Origin of the sequence: Pseudoxanthomonas yeongjuensis (assembly GCF_010093345.1) — a bacterium.
In the GTDB taxonomy this organism is placed as follows: domain Bacteria; phylum Pseudomonadota; class Gammaproteobacteria; order Xanthomonadales; family Xanthomonadaceae; genus Pseudoxanthomonas_A; species Pseudoxanthomonas_A yeongjuensis.
This window is the reverse complement of the sequence record NZ_PDWT01000001.1, coordinates 562,554-583,476: the sequence shown is the minus strand read 5'-3', so window position 1 is coordinate 583,476 and position 20,923 is coordinate 562,554. Positions and strand designations below refer to the sequence as shown.

Sequence of the window (20,923 nt, the reverse complement as noted above, 5' to 3'; positions counted from 1 at the left end):
ATGAACAAGTCTCCGGGGATTTCGTTCAGGTCCGGCTGCCGGTCAGGGCGGTCGCGGCTTCGGAATCCAGGCTATGGTCCCAATCGCCCATCAGCGACAGGTACAGCAGCTTCTCGAATTCCGGGCCGAAGCGCTGGATCACCGCATCAGGATCGGGCACCAGCCTGGCGTCCGAGATCAGGCCGAAATGGACCCGGTTGTTGTAGCTCAGGATCGACAGGCCGATGCCGACCGAGCCGGTCTGCGGCACCCAGAACATCATTTCGCGCATCCCGCAGCCGCCCATGTACAACGGCTGCTGCGGCCCGGGCACGTTGGTGGCCACCACTGTCGCCTTGCGGCTGAACAGATCCAGGGCAATACCCTGCACGGCCGCTGGGGCCATTCCCAATGCCGCAAGAAGTCCAAATGAAACAATGGCTTGCCTAGAATTCTTTAGGTCTGACATGCACTTGGCGACCCGCTCCACCCGGCGGATCGGATTGTCTTCGCCCACCGGCAGCTCCAGGAACACCAGACCGAAGTGGTTGCCCAGCTTCTTGGCGTGCTCCAGCGGGCGCAGGTTCACCGGCACCGTGGCGCGCAGGGTCACGCCTTCGAGGTTCTCGCCGCGTTCAAGCATGTAGCCGCGCAGGGCCCCGGCCGCGGCGGCCATCAGCACGTCGTTGACGGTGCAGTCGCAGGCGCGACCGACCGCCTTGACCTCGTCCAGGTCCAGCGGTTCGGCCCAGGCCACGCGCTTGCTGACCCCCAGGGCGCCGCGCAGCAGCGTCGGCGGATCGTCGGACAAGGCCAGCGCGGCCAGCAGTTCGCGGCCGATCTCGCCACCCTCCCTGGCCAGCACCGTGGCCAGGGTCGGGTCGCGATACATGTCCATGCCCTTGCCCAGCACCTTGCCGCCGATCTTCATGTAGCGGTCGATGGCGCCGACCCTGCGCTCGACGTTGGCGCCATCGCTTTTCAGCCATGCGTCGCGCAGGTTGCTGCTCTTCACTGGCTTGCGGGTGGTGTCGGTCATCGACAGCATCACCTGGACCAGGGCCATGCCATCGGCATAACAGTGGTGGATGCGAGCGACCACCGCCGAGCCGGCGCCGTATTTCTCGATCAGGTGGAATTGCCAAAGCGGCTTCGACTTGTCCAGCGGCGAGGACGCCAACTGACTGACGAAGCGCTCGAAGGCTTTCTTCTCTGATTTCTTGTCGCTGCGTCCCGGCAGCGCGGTGATGCGCACATGCAGGTCCAGGTCGAAATTCCCGTCCTCCACCCACGACGCGCCGGCCGGCGTATCCACCGCTTTCTGACGGAAGCGCGGATAGGCGAGGAAGCGCTTCCTGACCACGTCCCTGAGCCGCTCGATGGTCATCGGCTCGTCGAACATCAGCACCCCGGTGATCATCATCGGATTGGTCGGGCGCTCCATCCGCAGCCATGCGGTATCGACCCGCGACATGGGTTCCTTGCGCGGCTTGCGCGTTACCTTGCTGGTTGCCATCGGTCTCTCCTCGCCCGCGGCGAGTGAAGCACGCTGCGGCGAAGGGCGTCAACGCGGACACGCCGTACCCGGCGTAGGAGCGATGTGAGTCGCGAACGTGACCGCACAAGGGCATCCGGTAGCGACACGGAGCGTATGCGGGAATATCGATGGCAGCCCCGTGCACAGGCCCTGGTTTCGCGACTCACGTCGCTCCTACGCCACCGGCAATGTCCTTGCGGCGTCGCCTTTTACGTATGATCGGGAAACTTCGCGTGCGACGGGAAACAGACCATGGAACCGATCATCAACCCCGACAGTTCGGTCTACCGGATCCTCTATTTCGAGGAGGTCTATCCCAGCCGCGCAGCCGAGGAGCAGGCGGAAAAGAGCAAGCTCGCCGCCTTCGGCACGTTGGCCAGGCTCAATCCGCTCAACCGGCCCAAGGCCGATACGGTGCGCCTGTCCAAGTGGGAGTTGCGTTACGAGCCGTTCTGGCACCTGGTGGCGCGGCGCGAGGTCGATTACCTGCACGAGGCGGTTTATCCGGTGCAGATCACCAATCCCTACGCACGCAAGGTGGAAATAGCCGGGAGCGCTTTCGAGATCCTGCCCAACAGCGGCGGCAAGCCGCGCATCGACGTGCAGCTGCAGGAATTCTGCCACCGCAAGATCGACGTGGTCATCCACCAGGACGGGCTGAAGCGCGGGATCAAACAGGCCAAGCTGCAGAGTTACATCGAGCGTTACAAGGCCGCCGAACGCAGCCAGTTGGATGTCGAGGGAACCATTCCTCCGCAATTGCCTTTCAATGCCGCGGTGCAGATCGTGAAGGCGAAGCTGGCGGCCGAACCGATCGACGCGCACTCGATCCAGGGCGACACGGTCGAGTTCACCACCGCCCATCTGTATTTCCGCCCGGTATTCGCCTTCGAATACAACTGGAACAACAAGCTGGGGGTGATCGAGATAGACGGATTGACCGGCGAGGTGATCGAGAACGGCGAATGGTTCCGCGAGAAGGTCGACATCATGATGTCGCGCGAGATGATGTTCGAACTCGGCGCGGAGGTCGCCTCGGCCGTGGTCCCGGGCAGCGGCTATGCGGTGAAGCTGCTGAACAAGGTGACGCAGGAAAAATCCGGTCAGGCGTAGGGCGGGTTGACCCGCTTCGCTGTTGGAAACCAGCCCGCCATTGGGCAGTCGCGATATTCCGCAAAGAAGCTCATTTTTTCTTGGGTGGGTTGCGATCTTCCGCAAGGCAGGTCACGACTCCTTCAGAAAAGTCGCGATCTTTCTGACGGCGGGTCAAGACCCGCCCTACCCGTTTACTCGAAGCTTCCGACTGCGTCGTGCGCCAGGTTGTCGAAGCGGGTGTATTCGCCGAAGAACTTGAGCTTGATCGAACCGGTGGGGCCGTTACGCTGCTTGCCGATGATGACTTCGGCCAGGCCCTTGTCGGCCGAATCCTTGTGGTAGTAGTCGTCGCGGTAGATGAAGATGATAACGTCGGCGTCCTGTTCGATGGCGCCGGATTCGCGCAGGTCGGCCATCACCGGGCGCTTGTCGGTGCGGGTTTCCAGCGAGCGGTTGAGCTGCGACAGCGCGACCACCGGCACGTTGAGTTCCTTGGCCAGTCCCTTGAGCGAACGCGAGATCTCGGAAATCTCGGTGGCGCGGTTTTCGCTGTTGCCCGGCACCGCCATCAGCTGCAGGTAGTCGATCACGATCAGGCCCAGGTCGTGTTCGCGCTTGAGCCGTCGCGCCTTGGAGCGCAGCACGTCCGGCGACAGCGCCGGGGTGTCGTCGATGAAGATCTTGGTTTCCTTGAGCATGCGGATCGCGCTGGTGACGCGGCTCCAGTCCTCGTCCTCCAGCTGGCCGGTGCGCAGGCGGGTGGCGTTGACCCGGCCGTTGGAGGAAATCAGGCGCAGGGCCAGCTGCGATGCGGACATTTCCATCGAGAACACGGCCACCGCCTTCTTCGACTTGATCGCTGCGTACTCGGCGATGTTCAAGGCCAGGGTGGTCTTGCCCATGGCCGGGCGCGCGGCCAGGATCAGCAGGTCGGTCGGCTGCAGGCCGGCGGTCATCTCGTCGAACTCGTGGTAACCGGTAGGCAGGCCGGTGATGCTGCCGCCGCTTTCGAAGCGGCTTTGCAGAACCTCGAACGCATCCTTCAGCGCGGTGTTGACCGCGGTGAAATCGGTGCGTCCGCGTGCGCCGGCCTCGGCGATGGCGAAGACTTCCTGCTCGGCCTTGGCCAGCAGTTCGGCGCTGTCGCGGCCGTCGGGCTGGAAGCCGTCGTTGATGATCTGCGTGCCGACCTCGATCAGCTGCCGCATCACCGCCTTGTCGCGCACGATCTCGGCGTAGGCGACGATGTTCGCGGCCGAAGGCGTGGTGCTGGCCAGCTCGACCAGGTAGGCGCCACCGGCGACCTGCTCGATCTGGCCCTGGGATTCGAACCATTCGCCCAGGGTCACCGCATCGTAAGGCCGGCTTTTTTCCGCCAGCTCGCTGATCGCGCGGTAGATCAGCTGGTGGTCGCGACGATAGAAGTCGGTATCGTTGAGCTTGTCGTTGATGCGATCGTAGGCTTCCGGCGCCAGCATCAGCCCGCCCAGCACCGCCTGCTCCGCTTCGATGGAATGCGGCGGCACGCGCAGCTGCTCGATGCGGGCGTCGTGCTGGTCGTAACGGAAGCCGGGGCGTGCGGACATAGTTGCGGGGTGTTCCTTTGTGGAGCTTGCCTGTGCGGGTCTTGCGATGAGGCGAACGCGGGTGAGAGACGTCGCTCGGCGGATCTGGTCGGCCATCGTAGGTGCTCCGCCTGTGTGCTCGCGATGGCACAACCTGTGGATAAGTACGATTGTTGGATACGCGTCGGCCGTCTCAAGGACTGCGATTGCAGGAGCGGGCCTTGCCCGCGATGCTTATCGCTCGTGACGGCGCTCTCCGTCGGGATTGCCGAGGCATGATGAAAGAGCATCGCGGGCAAGGCCCGCTCCTACGGAACGGCGGCGGACATGATCCGGGGACAAACGAAACGGGCGCCTTTCGGCGCCCGTCGCGGTATCGCTGCCAGCCAGGATCAGACGTCGCCGATGACGACGACCTTGGCGGTGGTTTCGACGTCGGCATGCAGGTGCAGGACCACGTCGTATTCGCCGATGTGGCGGAACGCGCCCTCGCCCAGGATGACTTCGCTCTTCTCGACCGGGAAACCGGCCTTGGTGAAGGCGTCGGCGATGTCGCGCGGGCCGACCGAACCGAACAGCTTGCCTTCGGTGGCGGCGTTGGCGCTGATGGTGACGCTGGCGCCTTCCAGCTTGGCGCGGCGGGCTTCGGCTTCGTCATGGATCGACTTGGCCTTGGCTTCGTAGTCGGCGCGCTTGGCTTCGAACTCGGCGACGTTGGCGGCGGTGGCCGGCACGGCCTTGCCCTGCGGCACCAGGTAGTTGCGGCCGTAACCCGGCTTCACGTCGACCTTGTCGCCGAGGACGCCGAGGTTGGTCACTTTCTGCAGGAGGATCAGTTGCATGGTTTGTACTCCGTATTCGTTAGCGGGGAATAGCCCCGCAGCGATTGAGCTGTCCGAATGACAGTAATGGGGCGAAAAGGTGAAGAGTGAAGTCGCCCGCTGCGCGGGCTGCGGATGGTCGGGGCCTATACCCTTCGCCATTTGCAGGCGGCGTAGCCGCCGACTTCACCTCGTTACCGCTTCGATCAGTTGTCGTGGCTGTCGGTGTACGGGATCAGCGCCAGGAAACGGGCGCGCTTGACCGCGGTGGACAGCTGGCGCTGGTAGCGCGCCTTGGTGCCGGTCACGCGGCTGGGGACGATCTTGCCGGTTTCGGTCAGGTACTGGCGCAGGGTGTTGAGATCCTTGTAATCGATCTCTTTCACGCCTTCGGCGGTGAACTTGCAGAACTTGCGGCGACGGAAGAACTTGGACATGGGGGTGCTCCTTAGGCGGCTTCGGCAGTGTCGGAATCGGTATCGACGGCGGCTTCGACCACTTCGCCACCTTCGTCTTCATCGCGACGGCGGCGTTCGCCACGCTCGGGCTTGTCGCCCTTCTCGTCCTTGCTCTTCATGATGATCGACATCTCAGTGTCGGCTTCATCGCGCTTCATGATCAGGTGGCGCAGCACCGCGTCGTTGAAGCGGAAGCTTTCGGTCAGCTCGGCCAGGATCGCCTGCTCGACTTCGATGTTGAACAGCACGTAGTGGGCCTTGACCAGGTTCTGGATCGGGTACGCCAGCTGGCGGCGGCCCCAGTCTTCCAGGCGGTGGATCTTGCCGTTGCCGTTCTCGACCAGCGTCTTGTAACGCTCGATCATGGCCGGCACTTGCTCGCTCTGGTCAGGGTGGACCAGGAACACGACTTCATAATGACGCATCGTTGTATACCTTTCGGATGAGGCCCGGCGGAAGCCGGACCGGACAGCCCCCCGGCCGCCCCCAATGTGGAAATGGAGGACGCGGTGGGGCAAGGGTTCCCGCAGACGGAAGCCCGCAGGAAGCCGGAAATTATGTCAGGTCAATGGGTTAGGTGCAAATGCGGATTGATGGCTGGTGGTTGGTAGTTCGTGGAAACCCCGGCTTTGTACCAACCGCCAACCCCGCTCTTCAGCCCTTCTGCGCCGCAATCCAGGCATCGATATGCCTCTCCAGCGCCTCCAAAGGCACCGAACCGGTCTCCAGCACCGCGTCGTTGTAGGCCCGGAGGTCGAACTTCGGCCCCAGCTCCCGCCTGGCCTTGTCCCGCAACTCCGAGATCTTCATCTGCCCGATCTTGTAGGCCAGCGCCTGCCCGGGAGTGCCGATGTAGCGGTCGACCTCGTTGACGATGTCCTGGTCGGTCTTGGCCGCATTGTCCTTGAAATAGGCGATGGCCTGTTCCCGGGTCCAGCCCTTGGCGTGCATGCCGGTATCGACCACCAGCCGCACCGCCCGCCACATTTCGTAGGTCAACTGGCCGAAACGGTCGTAGGGGTCGTCGTACAGGCCCATTTCGTAGCCCAACTGCTCGGCGTACAGGCCCCAGCCCTCGCCGTAGGCGACGAAATAAGCGGTGCGGCGGAACATCGGGGCGTCCGGCAGCTCCAGGCCGCGGGCGAACTGGAAGTGGTGCCCGGGCACGGCTTCGTGCAGCGACAGCGGCAACATTTCCCAGGTCGGGCGTACTTCCGGCTTGTACAGGTTGACGTAGTAATAGCCAGGACGGGTGCCATCGGAGGCGCCTGGCATGTAGTAGGCGGTGGTGGTGTCCGGGGCGATGTTGTCGGGGATCGCGCGCACCCCGTACGGCAGGCGCGGGATGGTCTTGAACACCTTCACCAGCTCCGGATCGATGCGCTTGGCCAACGCCCGGTAAGCGGTCAGCAGCTCGTCCGGGGTCTTGTAGAAGAACTTCGGGTCGCTGCGCAGGTAAGTGAAGAATTCGGCCATCGAGCCCTTGAAGCCGGTCTGGTCCTTGACCTTCTCCATCTCGGCGCGGATCCGCGCCACTTCCTTGAGCCCGATCGCGTGGATCTGCTCGGCGGTCAGGTCGGTGGTGGTGTAGTAGCGCGCCAGGAAGTCGTAATAGGCCTTGCCGTCCGGCAGGTCGGTGGCGGCGATGGATGCGCGGGTTTTGGGCAGGTATTCGTCGTTGAAATACGTCTGCAGCTTGCGATAGGCCGGGACCACGTCGCCGGCGATGAGACGTTTCGCCTCAGCCTGCAAGCGATCACGGTCACTGGCGGAAATCGCATCGGGAAATTTCAGGAATGGCTTGTAGAAGGCGCTTTTCGCCGGATCATCGACCACCTGCCCTGCGATCTGCGCTGGCACCCGCTGCATCAGGACCCGTGGCGGCAGGTTGCCGGCCTTCACCCCTTCCTGCATCAGGACGATGACCTGATCGATGACCGTGGGCAGCGCCCGCAGGCGCTTCAGCCAGTCCTGGTAGTCCTTGAGGCTGGCGAAAGGCAGCACCTCGGCAATCCCGTCCGCGGTCTGCGGCCCACCCTGGTGGCTGATCGGCTGCTGGTATTCGTGGAATTTCTGCCGCTCGATGCTGCGCTGCAGGTTCCATTCGAAGGTGTCGTAATCGAGCTGGTCGGCGGCCGACAGGCCCTTCCGATCGATCGCGTGCAGTTGCTCCAGTGCGGCACGATCCTCGGCTTCGCGGCTGGCGATGGCGGCGAGGCTGAGATCGCTCCAGCGATCGTTGAAGCGGGAATCGCCGTTGTAGCTGGCGTTCTCGGGGCTCTCGCGCAGGCCGCGCTCCCATTCGTCGGCGAAGAGCTTTTGCAAGGTCGGGTTCTGTGAAGCCTGCTGCGCACGCACAGGCATCACAGCGGCAAGCGTCAACACTGCCAGCAACAGGGAACGGAACATGGGTGACTCCGGATTCGGTGAACCGGGAGCTTAATACGATTTCCCTTCTCCCCCCGGGAGAAGGGCACGATGTCTCAGGCCCTGTCGGCCTCGGTGGTGAAGCTTTCCCCGCAACCGCATTCGGCGGTGGCATTGGGATTGCGGAACAGGAAGGCCTCGCTGAGGCCCTGCTTGCCGAAATCGATCTCGGTGCCGTCGACCAGGGCCAGGCTGTCGGCGTCGACGAAGATCTTCACGCCCTGCTGCTCGAACACGGTGTCGTCGCTGCGCTGGTCGCGGGCCAGGTCGGCCACGTGGCCCCAGCCGGAGCAACCGGTGCGGCTGACGCCGAAGCGCAGGCCCAGGGCGCCCGATTCGGCAACGAAACGCTGCACGCGCTGGAACGCGACCGGGGTAAGGGTGATGGCCATGGACTCTCCTTGCTGGCGGCGATTATAGACCCGCGAACGCGGCGTTCCCGGCGCCGCTCCGGTAAACTCCGCGTTCCATTAATGGTTGCGGTCGCACAAGGATTCAAGTCATGACGGTGGTTAGCGTCGAACATGCGCTGGCGGGCAAGATCCCGGCCGGCGGCGAAGTCACGGTCCGCGGCTGGGTGCGCACGCGCCGCGACTCCAAGGCCGGGCTGTCCTTCGTCAACGTCAGCGACGGCTCCTGCTTCGCCCCGATCCAGGTGGTCGTGCCGAGCACGCTGGACAACTACGAATCCGAAGTGAAGCGGCTGACCGCCAGCTGCGCGGTGATCGCCACCGGCACGTTGGTGCAATCGCAGGGCCAGGGCCAGTCGTTCGAGATCCAGGCATCGAAGCTGGAAGTCGTCGGCTGGGTCGAGGACCCCGAGACCTACCCGATCCAGCCCAAGGCGCACTCGCTGGAATTCCTGCGCGAAGTGGCCCACCTGCGCCCGCGCACCAACCTGTTCGGCGCGGTCACGCGCATCCGCAACTGCCTGTCGCAGGCGGTGCACCGCTATTTCCACCAGAACGGCTATTGCTGGATCAGCACGCCCATCATCACCACCTCCGATGCCGAAGGCGCCGGGCAGATGTTCCGCGTGTCCACCCTGGACACCGCCAACCTGCCGCGCAACGGCAAGGGCGAAGTCGATTTCTCGCGCGATTTCTTCGGCAAGGAAACCTTCCTGACCGTCTCCGGCCAGCTCAACGTCGAGGCCTACGCGCTGGCGCTGAGCAAGGTCTACACCTTCGGCCCGACCTTCCGCGCCGAGAACAGCAACACCACCCGGCACCTGGCCGAGTTCTGGATGATCGAACCGGAGATCGCCTTCGCCGACCTGGCCGAGGATGCGCGGGTGGCCGAGGAGTTCCTCAAGTACCTGTTCCGCGCGGTGCTGGAGGAACGCGGCGACGACCTCGCGTTCCTGGCCGAGCGCGTGGACAAGACCGCGATCAGCAAGCTGGAAGATTTCATCAACGCGCCGTTCGAGCGCATCGACTACACCGATGCGATCAAGCTGCTGCAGGAATCGAAGCACAAGTTCGAATTCCCGGTCGAATGGGGCCTGGACCTGCAGACCGAACACGAGCGCTGGCTGACCGAACAGCACGTCGGCCGCCCGGTCGTGGTCACCAACTATCCCGAGCACATCAAGGCGTTCTACATGCGCCTCAACGACGACGGCAAGACCGTCGCGGCGATGGATGTGCTGGCGCCGGGCATCGGCGAGATCATCGGCGGCAGCCAGCGCGAGGAACGCCTCGACATCCTCGACGCGCGCATGGCCCAGTTCGGCCTGGATCCGGCGCATTACGGCTGGTATCGCGATTTCCGCCGCTACGGCACGGTGCCGCACGCGGGTTTCGGCCTGGGCTTCGAGCGCCTGGTGGTCTACGTCTGCGGGCTGTCCAACATCCGCGACTCCATTCCCTACCCCCGCGCGCCCGGCAATGCGGAGTTCTGAGGTTTTCCGCAGCAAGCCGGAACAGAGAGCGCTGTCATCCCAGCGAACGCTGGGATCCACCTTGATCTTCGCGATAACCATAACGTTCCAGATGCGCTGCAGGAAAAATCAAAGTCAAAATGGATCCCAGCGTTCGCCGGGATGACGATGCCCCAAAGTTACGAGGTTTGATTACCAGTGATCCTGTTCTTCGCCCTGCTCTTCGTCGCCGCCGCCATCGCCGGCTTCACCGCGTTCGTGATTTTCTGGCCGCTGACCCTGGTGCACATCCGCGACCGCCATCCGGAGATCACCGCGCAACTGGGCACCGGCGCATTCCTAAAGCCTGCGGCCTTGGCCTGGTTGCTGAGCGGCCGCTACCGCGAAAGCCGCGACAGTTCGCTGAGCGGATTGGCGACACCGGCGAAGATCTCGCTGCTGGTCATTTTCGGCGGCCTGGCCTGCGCCGGGCTGCTCTGGCTCGCATCGCTGGTGATGGCATGAACGACACGATCGACACCCAGTGGTATGTCGCCTCGCTGGGGCGGACGCTGGTGTGGGCACGCCTGCGCCTGCTCGATGCGGGCACCGCGGAAGTGTTCGACAGCGACGGCAACACCCTGGCCTACGACAGCGACGACACCGCGCGCGCGGCTTTGTTCGATGCCGAGTTCGTGGCCTTCGACGGACTGGACGAGGACGATGCGCTGGCCCGCGGATTTTCGCTGACCGAGGTCGCGCCGCCGCGCGCGGACAACGACGCGGCGCTGCGCGGGCTGATGGTGCAATCGCTGGGCGCGCGGGCCTGACCGCGATAGATGTACACGCCACGCGCCTTCGCTGAAACCGACCTGGGCGAACTGGACCGGCTGCTGGCGCGCGATCCCTTCGTCACCCTGGTCAGCACCGGCCCCGACGGCAAGCCTTTCGCCAGCCACCTGCCGGTGCTGTATTCGCGTGAAGGCGACAGGATACTGATCGAAGGCCATTGGGCCCGGCCGAACCCGCAGGCGACGCATGGCGGAGCCGCGCTGATGATCGTGCATGGACCGCACGCCTACGTTTCACCCGGCTGGTATGCGGACAAGGAAGAAGCCGCGCGGGTCCCGACCTGGAACTATGCGGTGGCGCACCTGGACGGGAAGCTGGAGGCCTCGACCGATGAGGCATTCCTCGCCAGCATCGTCGACCGGCTGAGCATCCGGCACGAAACCGCCATCGGCAGCGACTGGCGTTACGAACACGATCGTGAAGCCCACCGCGGCCAGTTGCGGGGGATCATCGGTTTCCGCTTCGTGCCGGATCGGATCGAGCTGAAATTCAAACTCAGCCAGAACCACCCCGCCGCCAACGTGCGCGGCGCGGCACAGGCCCTGCGCGAGCAGGACGATCTCCGGTCGCGGGAAGTCGCGGCCATGATGCTGGAGCGGCTCGACCGCCGCCCACCGGACTGAGGAACGACATGGACCTGGAACTCAACGGCAGGCACGCGCTGGTCTGCGGCGGATCGGAAGGCATCGGCCGCGCGGCTGCACTGGAACTCGCTCTGCTTGGTGCGGACGTTACCCTGCTGGCACGGCGCGCCGATGCTCTCGAAGCCGCCGCCGCCTCCCTGCCCCGCACCGCTGCCGGCCAGCGGCATGGCTGGATCGCCGCCGACGTCTCGCGACACGACGAACTCGCCGCGCAGGTGCAGGCGCTGGCCGGCGCCGATCCGGTGCATGTCCTGGTCAACAACACCGGCGGTCCCCCGAGCGGACGCGCCATCGATGCCGATGCCGCCGCCTACCTCGATGCCTTCCACAAGCACCTGCTCGGCAACCAGGTCCTGGTGCAGGCGGTGTTGCCCGGCATGCAGGCCGCGCAATGGGGCCGTATCGTCAACGTGATCTCCACTTCGGTGAAGGAACCCATCGTCAACCTTGGCGTCTCCAACAGCATCCGCGGCGCGGTGGCCAGTTGGGCCAAGACCCTGTCGCGCGAACTGGCGCCGGACGGGATCACGGTCAACAACGTATTGCCCGGTTACACCCGCACCCAGCGGTTGGAACAGATCCTTGATGATCGCTCCGCCTCCACCGGAAAATCCCGCGACGCCATCGCCGCGACCATGCTGTCGACCGTTCCGGTGGGCCGCTTCGCCGAGGCCAGTGAGATCGCCGCGGCCATCGCCTTTCTCGCCAGTCCGGCCGCCGCCTACATCAATGGAGTCAGCCTGGCAGTGGACGGCGGGCGCATGCAATCGATCTGACCTCCACGCCCGTAGGAGCGCGCCTTGCGCGCGATGCCCTGGCCATGACCCATATCGAGGAAAGCATCGCGCGCAAGGCGCGCTCCTACGGTGAGGCCTTGGCCGGTTAAGCTATCGGTATGCAGACCCTGACCCACTGGATCGATGGCGAGGCACGACCCGCAGCCAACGGGCGCTGGCTCGAGGTGTTCGATCCAGCCTCTGGCCAGGCCCATGCGCAAGTCGCCGCTGGCGATGCACGGGACGTCGAACTTGCGGTCGCCGCCGCCGAACAGGCTTTTCCGGCCTGGTCCGCGCTGCGCAACAGCGAACGCGCCGCCTGGCTGGAAAGGCTCGCCGCAGCGCTGGAATCGCGCATCGATGCCTTCGCCCGCGCCGAATCGCTGGACGGCGGCAAGCCCTTCGCCCTGGCGCGCGACATCGAGATCCCGCGCGCCGTTTCCAACCTGCGCTTCTTCGCCCAGGCCGCGACCCAGTTCTCCAGCGAATCGCATCACGGCGAAGCCGGGCTCAACTACACCCTGCGCACGCCGCTGGGCGCGATCGCCACGATCTCGCCGTGGAACCTGCCGCTGTACCTGTTCACCTGGAAGATCGCCCCCGCGCTGGCCGCAGGCAACACCGTGGTCGCCAAGCCGTCCGAAGTGACCCCGCTCACCGCCACGATGCTGGGCGAGCTGGCGGCGGAGATAGGCTTCCCCCCAGGCGTGCTCAATATCGTCCACGGATTGGGCGCCGAAGCCGGCGAGCCGCTGGTGATCCATCCGCGCGTGCGCGCGGTGTCGTTCACCGGCAGCACCGTGGTTGGAAAGCGCATCGCCGCGCTCGCCGCGCCTGCGCTGAAGAAGGTGTCGCTGGAACTGGGCGGGAAGAATCCCACCCTGGTCTTCGCCGACAGCGACTGGCGCAACCAGTTGGATACGCTGGTCCGCTCGGCCTTCCAGAATTCCGGGCAGATCTGCCTGTGCGGTTCGCGACTGCTGATCGAACGGTCGATCTACGATGAATTCCGCGAGGCCTTCGTCGAGCGCGTGCGCAGCCTGCGTGTCGGCGACCCGATGGCCGACGGAATCCAGCTGGGCCCACTGGTTTCGCAGGCGCATTTCGACAAGGTCGTCGCCGCCATCGCCCGTGCCCGCGAGGAAGGCGGCAACTTCCTCTGCGGCGGCGATGCGCTGGACCGGCCAGGCTGGTTCGTGGCGCCGACGGTGATCGACGGCCTTGGCCCGGATTGCGCCAGCAACCGCGACGAGATCTTCGGCCCGGTCTCGACCCTGCAAGCTTTCGACGACGATGAGCATGCGCTGGCCCTGGCCAACGCCGGCGACTACGGCCTGGCGGCTTCGGTCTGGACCCGCGACCTCGATCGCGCCCATCGCCTCGCCGCCGGCATCCGCGCCGGCATGGTCTGGATCAACTGCTGGCTGATGCGCGACTTGCGCACCCCGTTCGGCGGCATGGGCCAGTCCGGCCTGGGTCGCGAAGGCGGTTCCGAAGCGATGCGCTTTTTCACCGAACCCAAGAATGTGGGCATTGCCCTGCAAGGAAATCGCCCAACATGAAAATCCTCGACGAACTGCTACGCAATAACCGCGAATGGGCCGAACGGACCCGCGCCGAAGACCCGGAGTTCTTCCTGCGCCTGTCGCAGTTGCAGGCGCCGAAATACCTGTGGATCGGCTGCTCCGACTCGCGCGTGCCCGCCAACCAGATCATGGGCCTGGCGCCCGGCGAGGTCTTCGTCCATCGCAACATCGCCAACGTCATGGTCCACACCGACCTCAACTGCATGTCGGTGATCCAGTTCGCCGTGGACGTGCTGAAGATCGAACACATCCTGGTGGTGGGCCACTACGGCTGCGGCGGCGTGAACGCGGCGCTGCACGGCGCGCGCATCGGCCTGGCCGACAACTGGATCCGGCACGTCGGCGACGTCGCCCAGAAACATGCGGCGCTGCTGGAAAGCTTCGACCCTTCGCTGCGCAGCGACCGCCTGTGCGAGCTCAACGCGATCGAGCAGGCCGAGAACGTCTGCCTGACGACGGTCGTGCAGGATGCCTGGGCGCGCGGACAGAAGCTGTCGGTGCACGGCTGGGTCTACAGCCTGCTCGACGGCTGCGTGCGCGAGCTGGGCATGGACGTGGATTCCGCCGACCAACTCACGCCGGCCTACGCCAATGCCCTCGCCGGGTTGCTCCGCGACCGGGAGCCGCTGTCATGAACAACTCCATCCACGCAGCCAGCGCCCCGGCTCCAGTCGGTACGTATCCGCATGCGCGTCGCGTCGGCAGTCTGCTGTTCCTGTCCGGCATCGGCCCGCGCGATCCGGCAAGCAACGAGATCGCCGGCAACGAATATTTCGCCGACGGGCGCGTGCGCAAGTACGACATCGAGGCGCAGACGCGCGCGGTCTTCGCCAACGTGCGCGCGGTGCTCGAAGCCAGCGGCGGCGCCTGGGAGGACCTGGTCGACGTGACCGTCTACCTCACCGACATGGTCCGCGATTTCAAGGCCTACAACCGGGTCTGGGCCGAGCATTTCCCGGATGCCGCCACCGCGCCCTGCCGTACCACCCTGGGCATCACCGCGCTGCCGACGCCGATCGCGATCGAGCTCAAATGCGTCGCCGCGGCCAAGGAATCATGCTGAAGGAGAACCGCCGATGCTACCGAATCCGCTCAACCTGCAAGCCTGGATCGAAGAACACCGCCACCTGCTGAAGCCACCGGTCGGCAACAAGGTGATCTACGCAGGCGACTTCATCGTGATGGTGGTAGGCGGGCCCAATTCGCGCACCGATTACCACTGGGACGAGGGCCCGGAATGGTTCTACCAATTGGAAGGCGGAATGGTGCTGCGCATCCAGGAGGACGGGAAGCCGCGCGACATCCCGATCAAGGCCGGCGAGATCTTCCTGTTGCCGCCGCGCGTGCCGCATTCGCCGCAGCGCCTGCCCGATTCCATCGGCCTGGTGATCGAGCGCAAGCGCCTGGCGCACGAGGACGATGGCTTGCTGTGGTTCTGCGAGAACTGCAACCACAAGGTCTACGAGGAATATTTCCACCTGCGCGACATCGAAAAGGATTTCCCGCCGGTGTTCGACCGGTTCTATTCGTCGCGGGAACATCGCACCTGCAAGCAGTGCGGCCACCTCAATCCGGCGCCGACGCATTACGAATTTCCCGATACCTGACATCGCGACGATCGTGACGAGGCGCCCGTGCTGCGTTCGCTGATCGCCCTCAAGCCGCGCGACGTGCCATTCCGCGTGGCACTGCGCAACACCGTCGCGGTGATCGCGCCCTTGGCGTTGGGCCTGGCGTTCGATCAAGTCCCGGCCGGCCTGGCGATGACCACCGGCGCGATCAACACGATGTTCACCGACCAGCCCGGCCCTTACCGGCAGAGGATGGAACGGATGCTGCTGGCTGCGTTGGCGGCCGGGTTGTCCGCGTTGACCGGCATACTGATCGGCGAGAACACCACGCTGTTCGTGATTGCGGCGGTGATATTCGGACTGGTCGGTGGCCTGCTGGTGGCGCTGGGACCGGTCGCCGCACGCGCCGGCCTGACCAGCATGATCGTGATGATGATCACCGCCGACATGGGCCTGCCGGTCGTGCACGCGCCCGGGGTGGCGGCGCTGATCTTCGCCGGCGGCCTGCTGCAGATGCTGCTGGCACTGGCGGCATGGCCGTTGCAACGTTACCGGCCCGAACGATTCGCCTTGGCCGCGGTGCTCGAGCAATTGGCAGCGGTCGCACGCACGCGTCCGGATCCCTCGCAACCGCCGCCAGTGTCGATGGCGGCGATGGAGGCACTGGAAACCCTGCATGGCCAGCACCGTTCGCGCGGCGTGGCGGTGCAGTCGTTCCGCATCATCGCGGAGTTGTGCGAACGCGTGCGCATCGATCTGCTGGCATTGGGCGACCTGGACACCCGGATCGAAGACGCCGGTGTCCGCCTGCGCATCGAGGACCTCCTGGACAGCGCCGACACCATCCTGATGCACCTGTCGGAGGCCATGCGCGCCGCCGAAAAACCGTTCCGTGCGGAACAGGAAGTCGCTACCTTCGGTGCGCGCGTCGCCGCACTGGCACGCACCAGCGACGACGACGGCCACAGTGCACGCGACCGCCGCTTCCTGCGGGTTGCCGCCGCGCGCGCGCAAAGCCTCGCCGGCCAGCTGCGCTCGCTGGTGCGCAACAGCGACTGGGCCAGCAGCAGCGGCGAAATCCGCGCCGAACTGGCCGAAGCCCGCCTGCCTTCGGCATTGCGCCCGCGCAACCCATGGCAGACCTTGCGCGCCAACCTGAAGATTTCCTCGGTGGCGATGCGCCATGCGATCCGTTGCGCCGCCTGCCTCGGCCTGGCCGTCGCCTGCGAACGCGCCCTGGCCATCCCGCATGGCGTGTGGATCCCGATGACCGCCGCCATCGTGCTGAAGCCGGATTTCGGCGGCACCCTGCGCTTCGGCCTGCTGCGCGTGGCCGGCACCTTCGCCGGCTTGTTGCTGACCACCCTGATCGTGCATTACGCGATGGATGGCGTGGTGCCGACGCTGCTGCTGATGGCAGCGCTGTGCCTGGCGTTCCGCCTGCTGGTGCAGGTCAACTACGGCATCGGCGTGGCGATGCTGTCGGGCATGCTGGTATTGCTGCTGTCGTTCGAGGGCATCGCGCCGGGCGATGCGATCCAGATGCGCCTGTTCGGCACCCTGCTCGGCAGCGTACTGGCATTGGCAGCCTACCTGGCATGGCCCACATGGGAAGGCCGGCGCGCCAACATCGCACTGGCGAAACTGATCGAAAGCTACCGTGCCCACATCCGCGCGGTGCTCGGCAACGACATCCCCGCCTTGCATGAAACCCGCACCTCCGCCCGCGCCGCGCGCACGGGGGTGCTGGCCTCGCTCGAACGACTGCAGGCCGAGCCCAAGCGCGCGCAGGCGCGGGCAGAACTAGCATCCACCGAATCCTTCCTCGCCAACGCGCACCGCCTGATCCGTACCTCGTTGTCGCTGGAAGCGGTGTTGCGCGACGTAGGCAGTTTGCCGGCACTGCCGGAACTCGCCGAGTTTTCGGCACAGGTGGATCGTGCCCTGGCCGCGATCGCCGCGGCCCTGCGCGACGACGCACCGCCGCAGCCCCATTCCCCGCGCGCCGCCGAACGCCGCCTTGCCGAGGCGCTTGAAAAGGACCCGGTGCTGGCCCATTCGCCCACCGGACTGGCCCTGGCCGATACCTGCGACCGCATCGCCGACAGCGTCGACGCGCTGGCGCATCTGCTGCGCCGGACCAGGCCGCGCGCATCGCAGGCAGCCACGGCAGCGGCCGGGTAAACTGCCTGCATGCTGAAAATCGACACCCATGCCCACTACCTGCCGCGCACCTGGCCAGGAAATACAACGACGTCCGTTTCCCGGCGATCCATCACGACGACGGTCATGCGCTGCAGCTATTAACGTGCGCGAGGGATATTCCCGCCTGCACGATATGGGGAGATATTTTCCGCCAGTGCTCGATCGCTACATCGTCGTCCCGGCATCGAAGTTGCGGAGACTACGTACGCTTGAATACCGCGCCGCCCAGGCAAGCGATGTTCGATGCACGAGTGGCCAGAGGAGTATCCGGAAAATGTGCGCCATCACTTTGGCAAGGTGGTGATTCATGGACGCGCATCCTGGATCCATCTGCCCAATCCCTAGATGGCTCCCTCCTCTGGATCCAAAGCCTCCTCGTCGCACATGACTTGTACCCATGCACTCATCTCGCCGAGGAACCTGTCGTTGGCAGCCTGCCCCAACGATTCATCGTTGGCAGAAGATCGTAAAATGCCCGATTCGCCCACGGTTGCATGCTTGAGGAACAGAAACATTACGTGTTCGACCGCGGGCTCGGTCACGGACCTCAAGTCGGGAGCGAAATAAGCGCCTCGCGCAAATGCCCCGGTCACGATCTCATAGGAAGGGAAATAAAAAACTTTCGGCAGTGTTGTACACGCTATTTCCGCCGCTACGCGCAGAATCGACTTGCTGAGTGTCGTCGCAGTCAGTACATGTTTTCCCGAGGCGCTTGCGGCAAGTGGCACGGGCGAGACTGTCAGCACCACCCTGGATGACGGATTGATTGAACGGAGCTTATGAACGAAGTCCTGGAGATCGGAAACAATCTCGTCCACGGAGAGATTCAAGAACTCATGCTTCTCCGGATCGAACCTGCCGCCCGATACACCAGGGCATATCGGATAGACGAGTCCATCTGCGCGAGATCGCCAACATTCCGTAAGGCCCAATGTGAAAACGAAGACGTCGAGTGTCCTGAAGGCTTGTCGCACCGCTGCCAAATGCTGGTTGCGATCGGACACAAGTTCCTCGATATTCGGGAATCCCCCGGGCTGTATGGTGGGGCGAAGCGCGTCGATAACGCCTCCGTTCTCGCCTTGCCAGACATCCTCCTCCGGCACGAATTCCCCGAACGCGCGATCGAATAGCTGCAATAGCTGGCGTGAGGTGTAGATATTTCCGTAGCGGGCGGTGAAGAGTCCATAGTTGAATTTCTCCGCATCCTGTGCGACCAGCGGGTGCGCCGTTTCGGTGACAAGGTAGTTATAGCCGCTTTGCTTCAAATACCGGGCGATGTGCTGAGCGAAGCAGCTGCCGGCCGTCGCCACCTTGTCGGCCCTGTCGATACTGAATCCCGCGCTGACTACCGGGTCGATTTCGCTGGGCGCCACCCCGGAGACCGCTCGACGCCAGAAAGCATGATCGGGCAAGGATTTATATGGGTGCTGGTTCATTTCGCTTCGCCAAACATGACGCCTTCAAGGTAATGAACAATTTTCCCCGCGTACCACTCGTTGCCATGCGTGGCATCGATACGCGCATCCGGGAGCAGGAACCCGCTTTCATCCATGACGGTCTGTGGAGTAGGCATGAACCCTATCCCAAGCTCAGTGCAATAGCCGCGGATTACCTTTGAATAGGTTTTCCATAGCTTGTACCTGATCCAAGCTGGCGTCACACCAGTTCCTTGAATGTCTCGCGACCGGAAGTATTGATCCGCATTTTCCAGGATGAACGAGTCATCCCGCACCGGTGGCGGAGATTCGATATGCACGAGATCCGGGGCAGTCGCTTTCAGCGCGCCGAGCATCGTCTTTTCCGCACGGGTATCGCGCCGCATGAAATCCTCTATCAAGCTTGAAGGGACAAGCTGGCAATCCGGGGTAATGGGCAGATCCGGCCTTTCCGGAAGCACGAAATCGAATGGGCACGGATGACGCATCAGCCCGATGATGTTGTGGCGATTTCCACCCGCGCAGGAGACAATCCGCGCACCTTGCTTCATATGCCGGGTCAACAATTCCTCCATCGCATCGCTCAAGCCAAAACCCGTGGCGCGTTCTACGATTTGCGGAAGATACTTCGGGTTTTGCAGGTGGACAGCGAGGATCCGCTTCGAGCCCGGATTTTCCCGTTTGAGCGACTCGCCTGCCCTTGCAAAGGCGGCGACGTGACTGCAACCAACAAAAAGCAAAGATCCCATTTGCGCTCCAATCATGTCCGGCTGGGTTGTTGCCACGTGATTTTCGTGGGGCCTGATCAGAAACAATCAAGCGCGAACACCAGGCGTGCCACCCATAGCAGGCTGGCTACGATACCTTAGCGACCAAGGCACGAACGCCTGAGAAACCGGGATCACCAGTCTGCGTAGGAACGCGCGGGCGATTCTGCAGGCATCGGCTTGCTGTTTGGGTCCGGTTCCCGGCTGCCCGGTGTTCGCATTCTACAGCTCGCCCGACAAGACAGACGGCCCCCCCACATGGACCGTGCCTGCCCCAGCGGGCTCGGCTAAACTGCGGCAATGCTCAAGATCGACACCCATGCCCACTACCTGCCGCGCACCTGGCCGGACCTGGCCAGGAAGTACAACGACGACCGTTTCCCGGTGATCCATCATGGCGAAGACGGTCGCGCGCGGATCTACAAGGACGGCAAGTTCTTCCGCGAAATCTGGCCAAAGACCTGGGACCCGCAGGTGCGCATCGACGACTACGCCAAGTTCGGCGTGCAGGTGCAGGTGCTGAGCACGGTGCCGGTGATGTTCAGTTACTGGGCAAAACCGGACCAGGCGCTGGCCCTGCACCAGGCGCTCAACGACCACACCGCCGAGGCCTGCCGCCAGCACCCGCGCCATTACGCCGGGATCGGCACCGTGCCGCTGCAGTCCCCGCGCCTGGCAGTGCAGGAACTCGAGCGCTGCATGGACCAGTTGGGTTTGCAGGGCGTGCAGATCGGCAGCCATGTCGGTGACTGGAACCTGGACGCGCCCGAACTGTTCGGGTTCTTCCAGGCCGCGGCAGAACTGGAAGCGGCGATCCTCGTGCATCCCTGGGACATGATGGGCGCGGCGAGCATGCCCAAGTACTGGATGCCGTGGCTGGTCGGGATGCCAGCCGAACAATCTCGCGCCGCGTGCTGCCTGATCTTCGGCGGCGTGCTGGAACGCCTGCCGAAGCTGAAGATCTGCCTTGCCCACGGCGGCGGCAGTTTCCCGTACACCATAGGCCGCATCGAACACGGTTTCAACATGCGCCCGGACCTGGTCGCCACCGACAACCCGGGCAATCCGCGCGACTACATCAAGCAGCTGTACTTCGATTCCTGGGTGGCGGATCCGCGCGCCTTGCAGTATCTGCTGGACACGGTCGGCACCGACCGGGTGATGCTGGGCACCGACTATCCGTTCCCGCTGGGCGAACAGGAACCGGGCGCCGGCATCGCAGCGCTGGATCTGGATACTGTCGGCCAGGCGCGCCTGTACCACGGCACCGCACTGGAATGGCTGGGCCTGTCGGCCTCGCGCTTCGCATGAACACCATCCCCGTAGGAGCGGGCCCTGCCCGC

Annotated in this window: 21 protein-coding genes; 12 read left to right on the top strand and 9 right to left on the bottom strand. The window is 64.4% G+C overall.

The genetic code is table 11. The features are described 5' to 3' along the window. Positions 1-25: 25 nt before the first annotated feature. Positions 26-1,495: a WS/DGAT/MGAT family O-acyltransferase gene (locus CSC74_RS02670; RefSeq protein WP_162312865.1), complete on the bottom strand. Its 1,470-nt coding sequence runs from the start codon at positions 1,493-1,495 to the stop codon at positions 26-28. 273 nt (positions 1,496-1,768) lie between these two features. Here CSC74_RS02670 and CSC74_RS02665 point away from each other — a divergent pair, with 273 nt between their 5' ends. Continuing rightward, positions 1,769-2,629: a hypothetical protein gene (locus CSC74_RS02665; protein WP_162312864.1), complete on the top strand. Its 861-nt coding sequence runs from the start codon at positions 1,769-1,771 to the stop codon at positions 2,627-2,629. Positions 2,630-2,802: 173 nt separating this feature from the next. Here the strand turns inward: CSC74_RS02665 and CSC74_RS02660 are convergent, their stop codons facing one another. From CSC74_RS02660 to CSC74_RS02635, 6 genes are all read right to left on the bottom strand, one after another. Beyond that, complete coding sequence (locus CSC74_RS02660) at positions 2,803-4,197, bottom strand: replicative DNA helicase (RefSeq protein ID WP_162312863.1); 1,395 nt, start codon at positions 4,195-4,197, stop codon at positions 2,803-2,805. Positions 4,198-4,568: 371 nt separating this feature from the next. After that, a complete protein-coding gene (rplI, locus tag CSC74_RS02655) occupies positions 4,569-5,018 on the bottom strand; it encodes a 50S ribosomal protein L9 (RefSeq protein ID WP_162312862.1) in 450 nt (149 codons plus the stop codon). Positions 5,019-5,203: 185 nt separating this feature from the next. Beyond that, a complete protein-coding gene (gene rpsR, locus CSC74_RS02650) occupies positions 5,204-5,434 on the bottom strand; it encodes a 30S ribosomal protein S18 (RefSeq protein ID WP_162312861.1) in 231 nt (76 codons plus the stop codon). Positions 5,435-5,445: 11 nt separating this feature from the next. Then, positions 5,446-5,880 (bottom strand): 30S ribosomal protein S6, encoded by a 435-nt coding sequence (rpsF, locus tag CSC74_RS02645; protein ID WP_162312860.1) that lies wholly within the window; start codon positions 5,878-5,880, stop codon positions 5,446-5,448. A 229-nt stretch (positions 5,881-6,109) separates the two neighbouring features. Next, positions 6,110-7,864, bottom strand: a complete 1,755-nt coding sequence (locus tag CSC74_RS02640; protein ID WP_162312859.1) for a DUF885 domain-containing protein — start codon at positions 7,862-7,864, stop codon at positions 6,110-6,112. A gap of 74 nt (positions 7,865-7,938) precedes the next feature. Next, positions 7,939-8,274, bottom strand: a complete 336-nt coding sequence (locus CSC74_RS02635) for a HesB/IscA family protein (protein ID WP_162312858.1) — start codon at positions 8,272-8,274, stop codon at positions 7,939-7,941. 110 nt (positions 8,275-8,384) lie between these two features. Between CSC74_RS02635 and asnS the strand changes: the two genes are divergently transcribed. The 10 genes from asnS to CSC74_RS02585 all read left to right on the top strand — a co-directional run bounded on the left by asnS (position 8,385) and on the right by CSC74_RS02585 (position 17,356). Next, entirely contained in the window at positions 8,385-9,785 is a 1,401-nt protein-coding gene (gene asnS / locus CSC74_RS02630; protein ID WP_162312857.1) for an asparagine--tRNA ligase, read from the top strand. 177 nt (positions 9,786-9,962) lie between these two features. Continuing rightward, positions 9,963-10,268: a hypothetical protein gene (locus CSC74_RS02625; protein ID WP_162312856.1), complete on the top strand. Its 306-nt coding sequence runs from the start codon at positions 9,963-9,965 to the stop codon at positions 10,266-10,268. After that, positions 10,265-10,573 carry a hypothetical protein gene (locus tag CSC74_RS02620; RefSeq protein WP_162312855.1) on the top strand — a complete coding sequence of 103 codons (309 nt, stop codon included), beginning with the start codon at positions 10,265-10,267 and terminating at the stop codon, positions 10,571-10,573. Before CSC74_RS02625 ends, CSC74_RS02620 begins: the two co-directional genes overlap by 4 nt. Positions 10,574-10,582: 9 nt before the next feature. Further along, the gene (locus CSC74_RS02615; protein ID WP_162312854.1) at positions 10,583-11,218 is read left to right on the top strand and encodes an FMN-binding negative transcriptional regulator; all 636 of its coding nucleotides are present in this window, start codon (positions 10,583-10,585) and stop codon (positions 11,216-11,218) included. Between the two features lie 8 nt (positions 11,219-11,226). Further along, positions 11,227-12,015, top strand: coding sequence for an SDR family oxidoreductase (locus tag CSC74_RS02610; RefSeq protein WP_162312853.1), 789 nt, complete (start codon positions 11,227-11,229; stop codon positions 12,013-12,015). Positions 12,016-12,134: 119 nt separating this feature from the next. Next, positions 12,135-13,577: an aldehyde dehydrogenase gene (locus tag CSC74_RS02605; protein WP_162312852.1), complete on the top strand. Its 1,443-nt coding sequence runs from the start codon at positions 12,135-12,137 to the stop codon at positions 13,575-13,577. Then, positions 13,574-14,236 carry a carbonate dehydratase gene (can, locus tag CSC74_RS02600; protein ID WP_162312851.1) on the top strand — a complete coding sequence of 221 codons (663 nt, stop codon included), beginning with the start codon at positions 13,574-13,576 and terminating at the stop codon, positions 14,234-14,236. The genes CSC74_RS02605 and can overlap by 4 nt, the downstream gene beginning before the upstream one ends. Further along, positions 14,233-14,664: a RidA family protein gene (locus CSC74_RS02595; protein ID WP_162312850.1), complete on the top strand. Its 432-nt coding sequence runs from the start codon at positions 14,233-14,235 to the stop codon at positions 14,662-14,664. Before can ends, CSC74_RS02595 begins: the two co-directional genes overlap by 4 nt. Before the next feature lie 13 nt (positions 14,665-14,677). Next, positions 14,678-15,208 carry a 3-hydroxyanthranilate 3,4-dioxygenase gene (locus CSC74_RS02590; protein ID WP_162312849.1) on the top strand — a complete coding sequence of 177 codons (531 nt, stop codon included), beginning with the start codon at positions 14,678-14,680 and terminating at the stop codon, positions 15,206-15,208. Between the two features lie 27 nt (positions 15,209-15,235). Next, entirely contained in the window at positions 15,236-17,356 is a 2,121-nt protein-coding gene (locus CSC74_RS02585; protein WP_162312848.1) for an FUSC family protein, read from the top strand. 362 nt (positions 17,357-17,718) lie between these two features. Here the strand turns inward: CSC74_RS02585 and CSC74_RS02580 are convergent, their stop codons facing one another. Both CSC74_RS02580 and CSC74_RS02575 read right to left on the bottom strand, forming a co-directional pair. Then, the gene (locus tag CSC74_RS02580) at positions 17,719-18,813 is read right to left on the bottom strand and encodes a GSCFA domain-containing protein (protein ID WP_162312847.1); all 1,095 of its coding nucleotides are present in this window, start codon (positions 18,811-18,813) and stop codon (positions 17,719-17,721) included. Further along, entirely contained in the window at positions 18,810-19,598 is a 789-nt protein-coding gene (locus tag CSC74_RS02575; protein ID WP_162312846.1) for a hypothetical protein, read from the bottom strand. The genes CSC74_RS02580 and CSC74_RS02575 overlap by 4 nt, the downstream gene beginning before the upstream one ends. A gap of 282 nt (positions 19,599-19,880) precedes the next feature. On the opposite strand from CSC74_RS02575, the gene CSC74_RS02570 reads away from it, so the two are divergent. After that, the gene (locus CSC74_RS02570) at positions 19,881-20,891 is read left to right on the top strand and encodes an amidohydrolase family protein (RefSeq protein WP_162312845.1); all 1,011 of its coding nucleotides are present in this window, start codon (positions 19,881-19,883) and stop codon (positions 20,889-20,891) included. Positions 20,892-20,923: the final 32 nt, after the last annotated feature.

Bases quoted from the DNA above. Each gene is read 5' to 3' on its own strand.
- CSC74_RS02590 (WP_162312849.1), top strand. From the start codon at position 14,678: ATGCTACCGAATCCGCTCAACCTGCAAGCCTGGATCGAAGAACACCGC.
- rpsR (WP_162312861.1), bottom strand. From the start codon at position 5,434: ATGTCCAAGTTCTTCCGTCGCCGCAAGTTCTGCAAGTTCACCGCCGAA.
- CSC74_RS02660 (WP_162312863.1), bottom strand. From the start codon at position 4,197: ATGTCCGCACGCCCCGGCTTCCGTTACGACCAGCACGACGCCCGCATC.
- CSC74_RS02670 (WP_162312865.1), bottom strand. From the start codon at position 1,495: ATGGCAACCAGCAAGGTAACGCGCAAGCCGCGCAAGGAACCCATGTCG.
- CSC74_RS02640 (WP_162312859.1), bottom strand. From the start codon at position 7,864: ATGTTCCGTTCCCTGTTGCTGGCAGTGTTGACGCTTGCCGCTGTGATG.
- asnS (WP_162312857.1), top strand. From the start codon at position 8,385: ATGACGGTGGTTAGCGTCGAACATGCGCTGGCGGGCAAGATCCCGGCC.
- rpsF (WP_162312860.1), bottom strand. From the start codon at position 5,880: ATGCGTCATTATGAAGTCGTGTTCCTGGTCCACCCTGACCAGAGCGAG.
- CSC74_RS02595 (WP_162312850.1), top strand. From the start codon at position 14,233: ATGAACAACTCCATCCACGCAGCCAGCGCCCCGGCTCCAGTCGGTACG.
- CSC74_RS02610 (WP_162312853.1), top strand. From the start codon at position 11,227: ATGGACCTGGAACTCAACGGCAGGCACGCGCTGGTCTGCGGCGGATCG.
- CSC74_RS02620 (WP_162312855.1), top strand. From the start codon at position 10,265: ATGAACGACACGATCGACACCCAGTGGTATGTCGCCTCGCTGGGGCGG.
- CSC74_RS02635 (WP_162312858.1), bottom strand. From the start codon at position 8,274: ATGGCCATCACCCTTACCCCGGTCGCGTTCCAGCGCGTGCAGCGTTTC.
- CSC74_RS02615 (WP_162312854.1), top strand. From the start codon at position 10,583: ATGTACACGCCACGCGCCTTCGCTGAAACCGACCTGGGCGAACTGGAC.
- can (WP_162312851.1), top strand. From the start codon at position 13,574: ATGAAAATCCTCGACGAACTGCTACGCAATAACCGCGAATGGGCCGAA.
- rplI (WP_162312862.1), bottom strand. From the start codon at position 5,018: ATGCAACTGATCCTCCTGCAGAAAGTGACCAACCTCGGCGTCCTCGGC.
- CSC74_RS02605 (WP_162312852.1), top strand. From the start codon at position 12,135: ATGCAGACCCTGACCCACTGGATCGATGGCGAGGCACGACCCGCAGCC.
- CSC74_RS02570 (WP_162312845.1), top strand. From the start codon at position 19,881: ATGCTCAAGATCGACACCCATGCCCACTACCTGCCGCGCACCTGGCCG.
- CSC74_RS02665 (WP_162312864.1), top strand. From the start codon at position 1,769: ATGGAACCGATCATCAACCCCGACAGTTCGGTCTACCGGATCCTCTAT.
- CSC74_RS02580 (WP_162312847.1), bottom strand. From the start codon at position 18,813: ATGAACCAGCACCCATATAAATCCTTGCCCGATCATGCTTTCTGGCGT.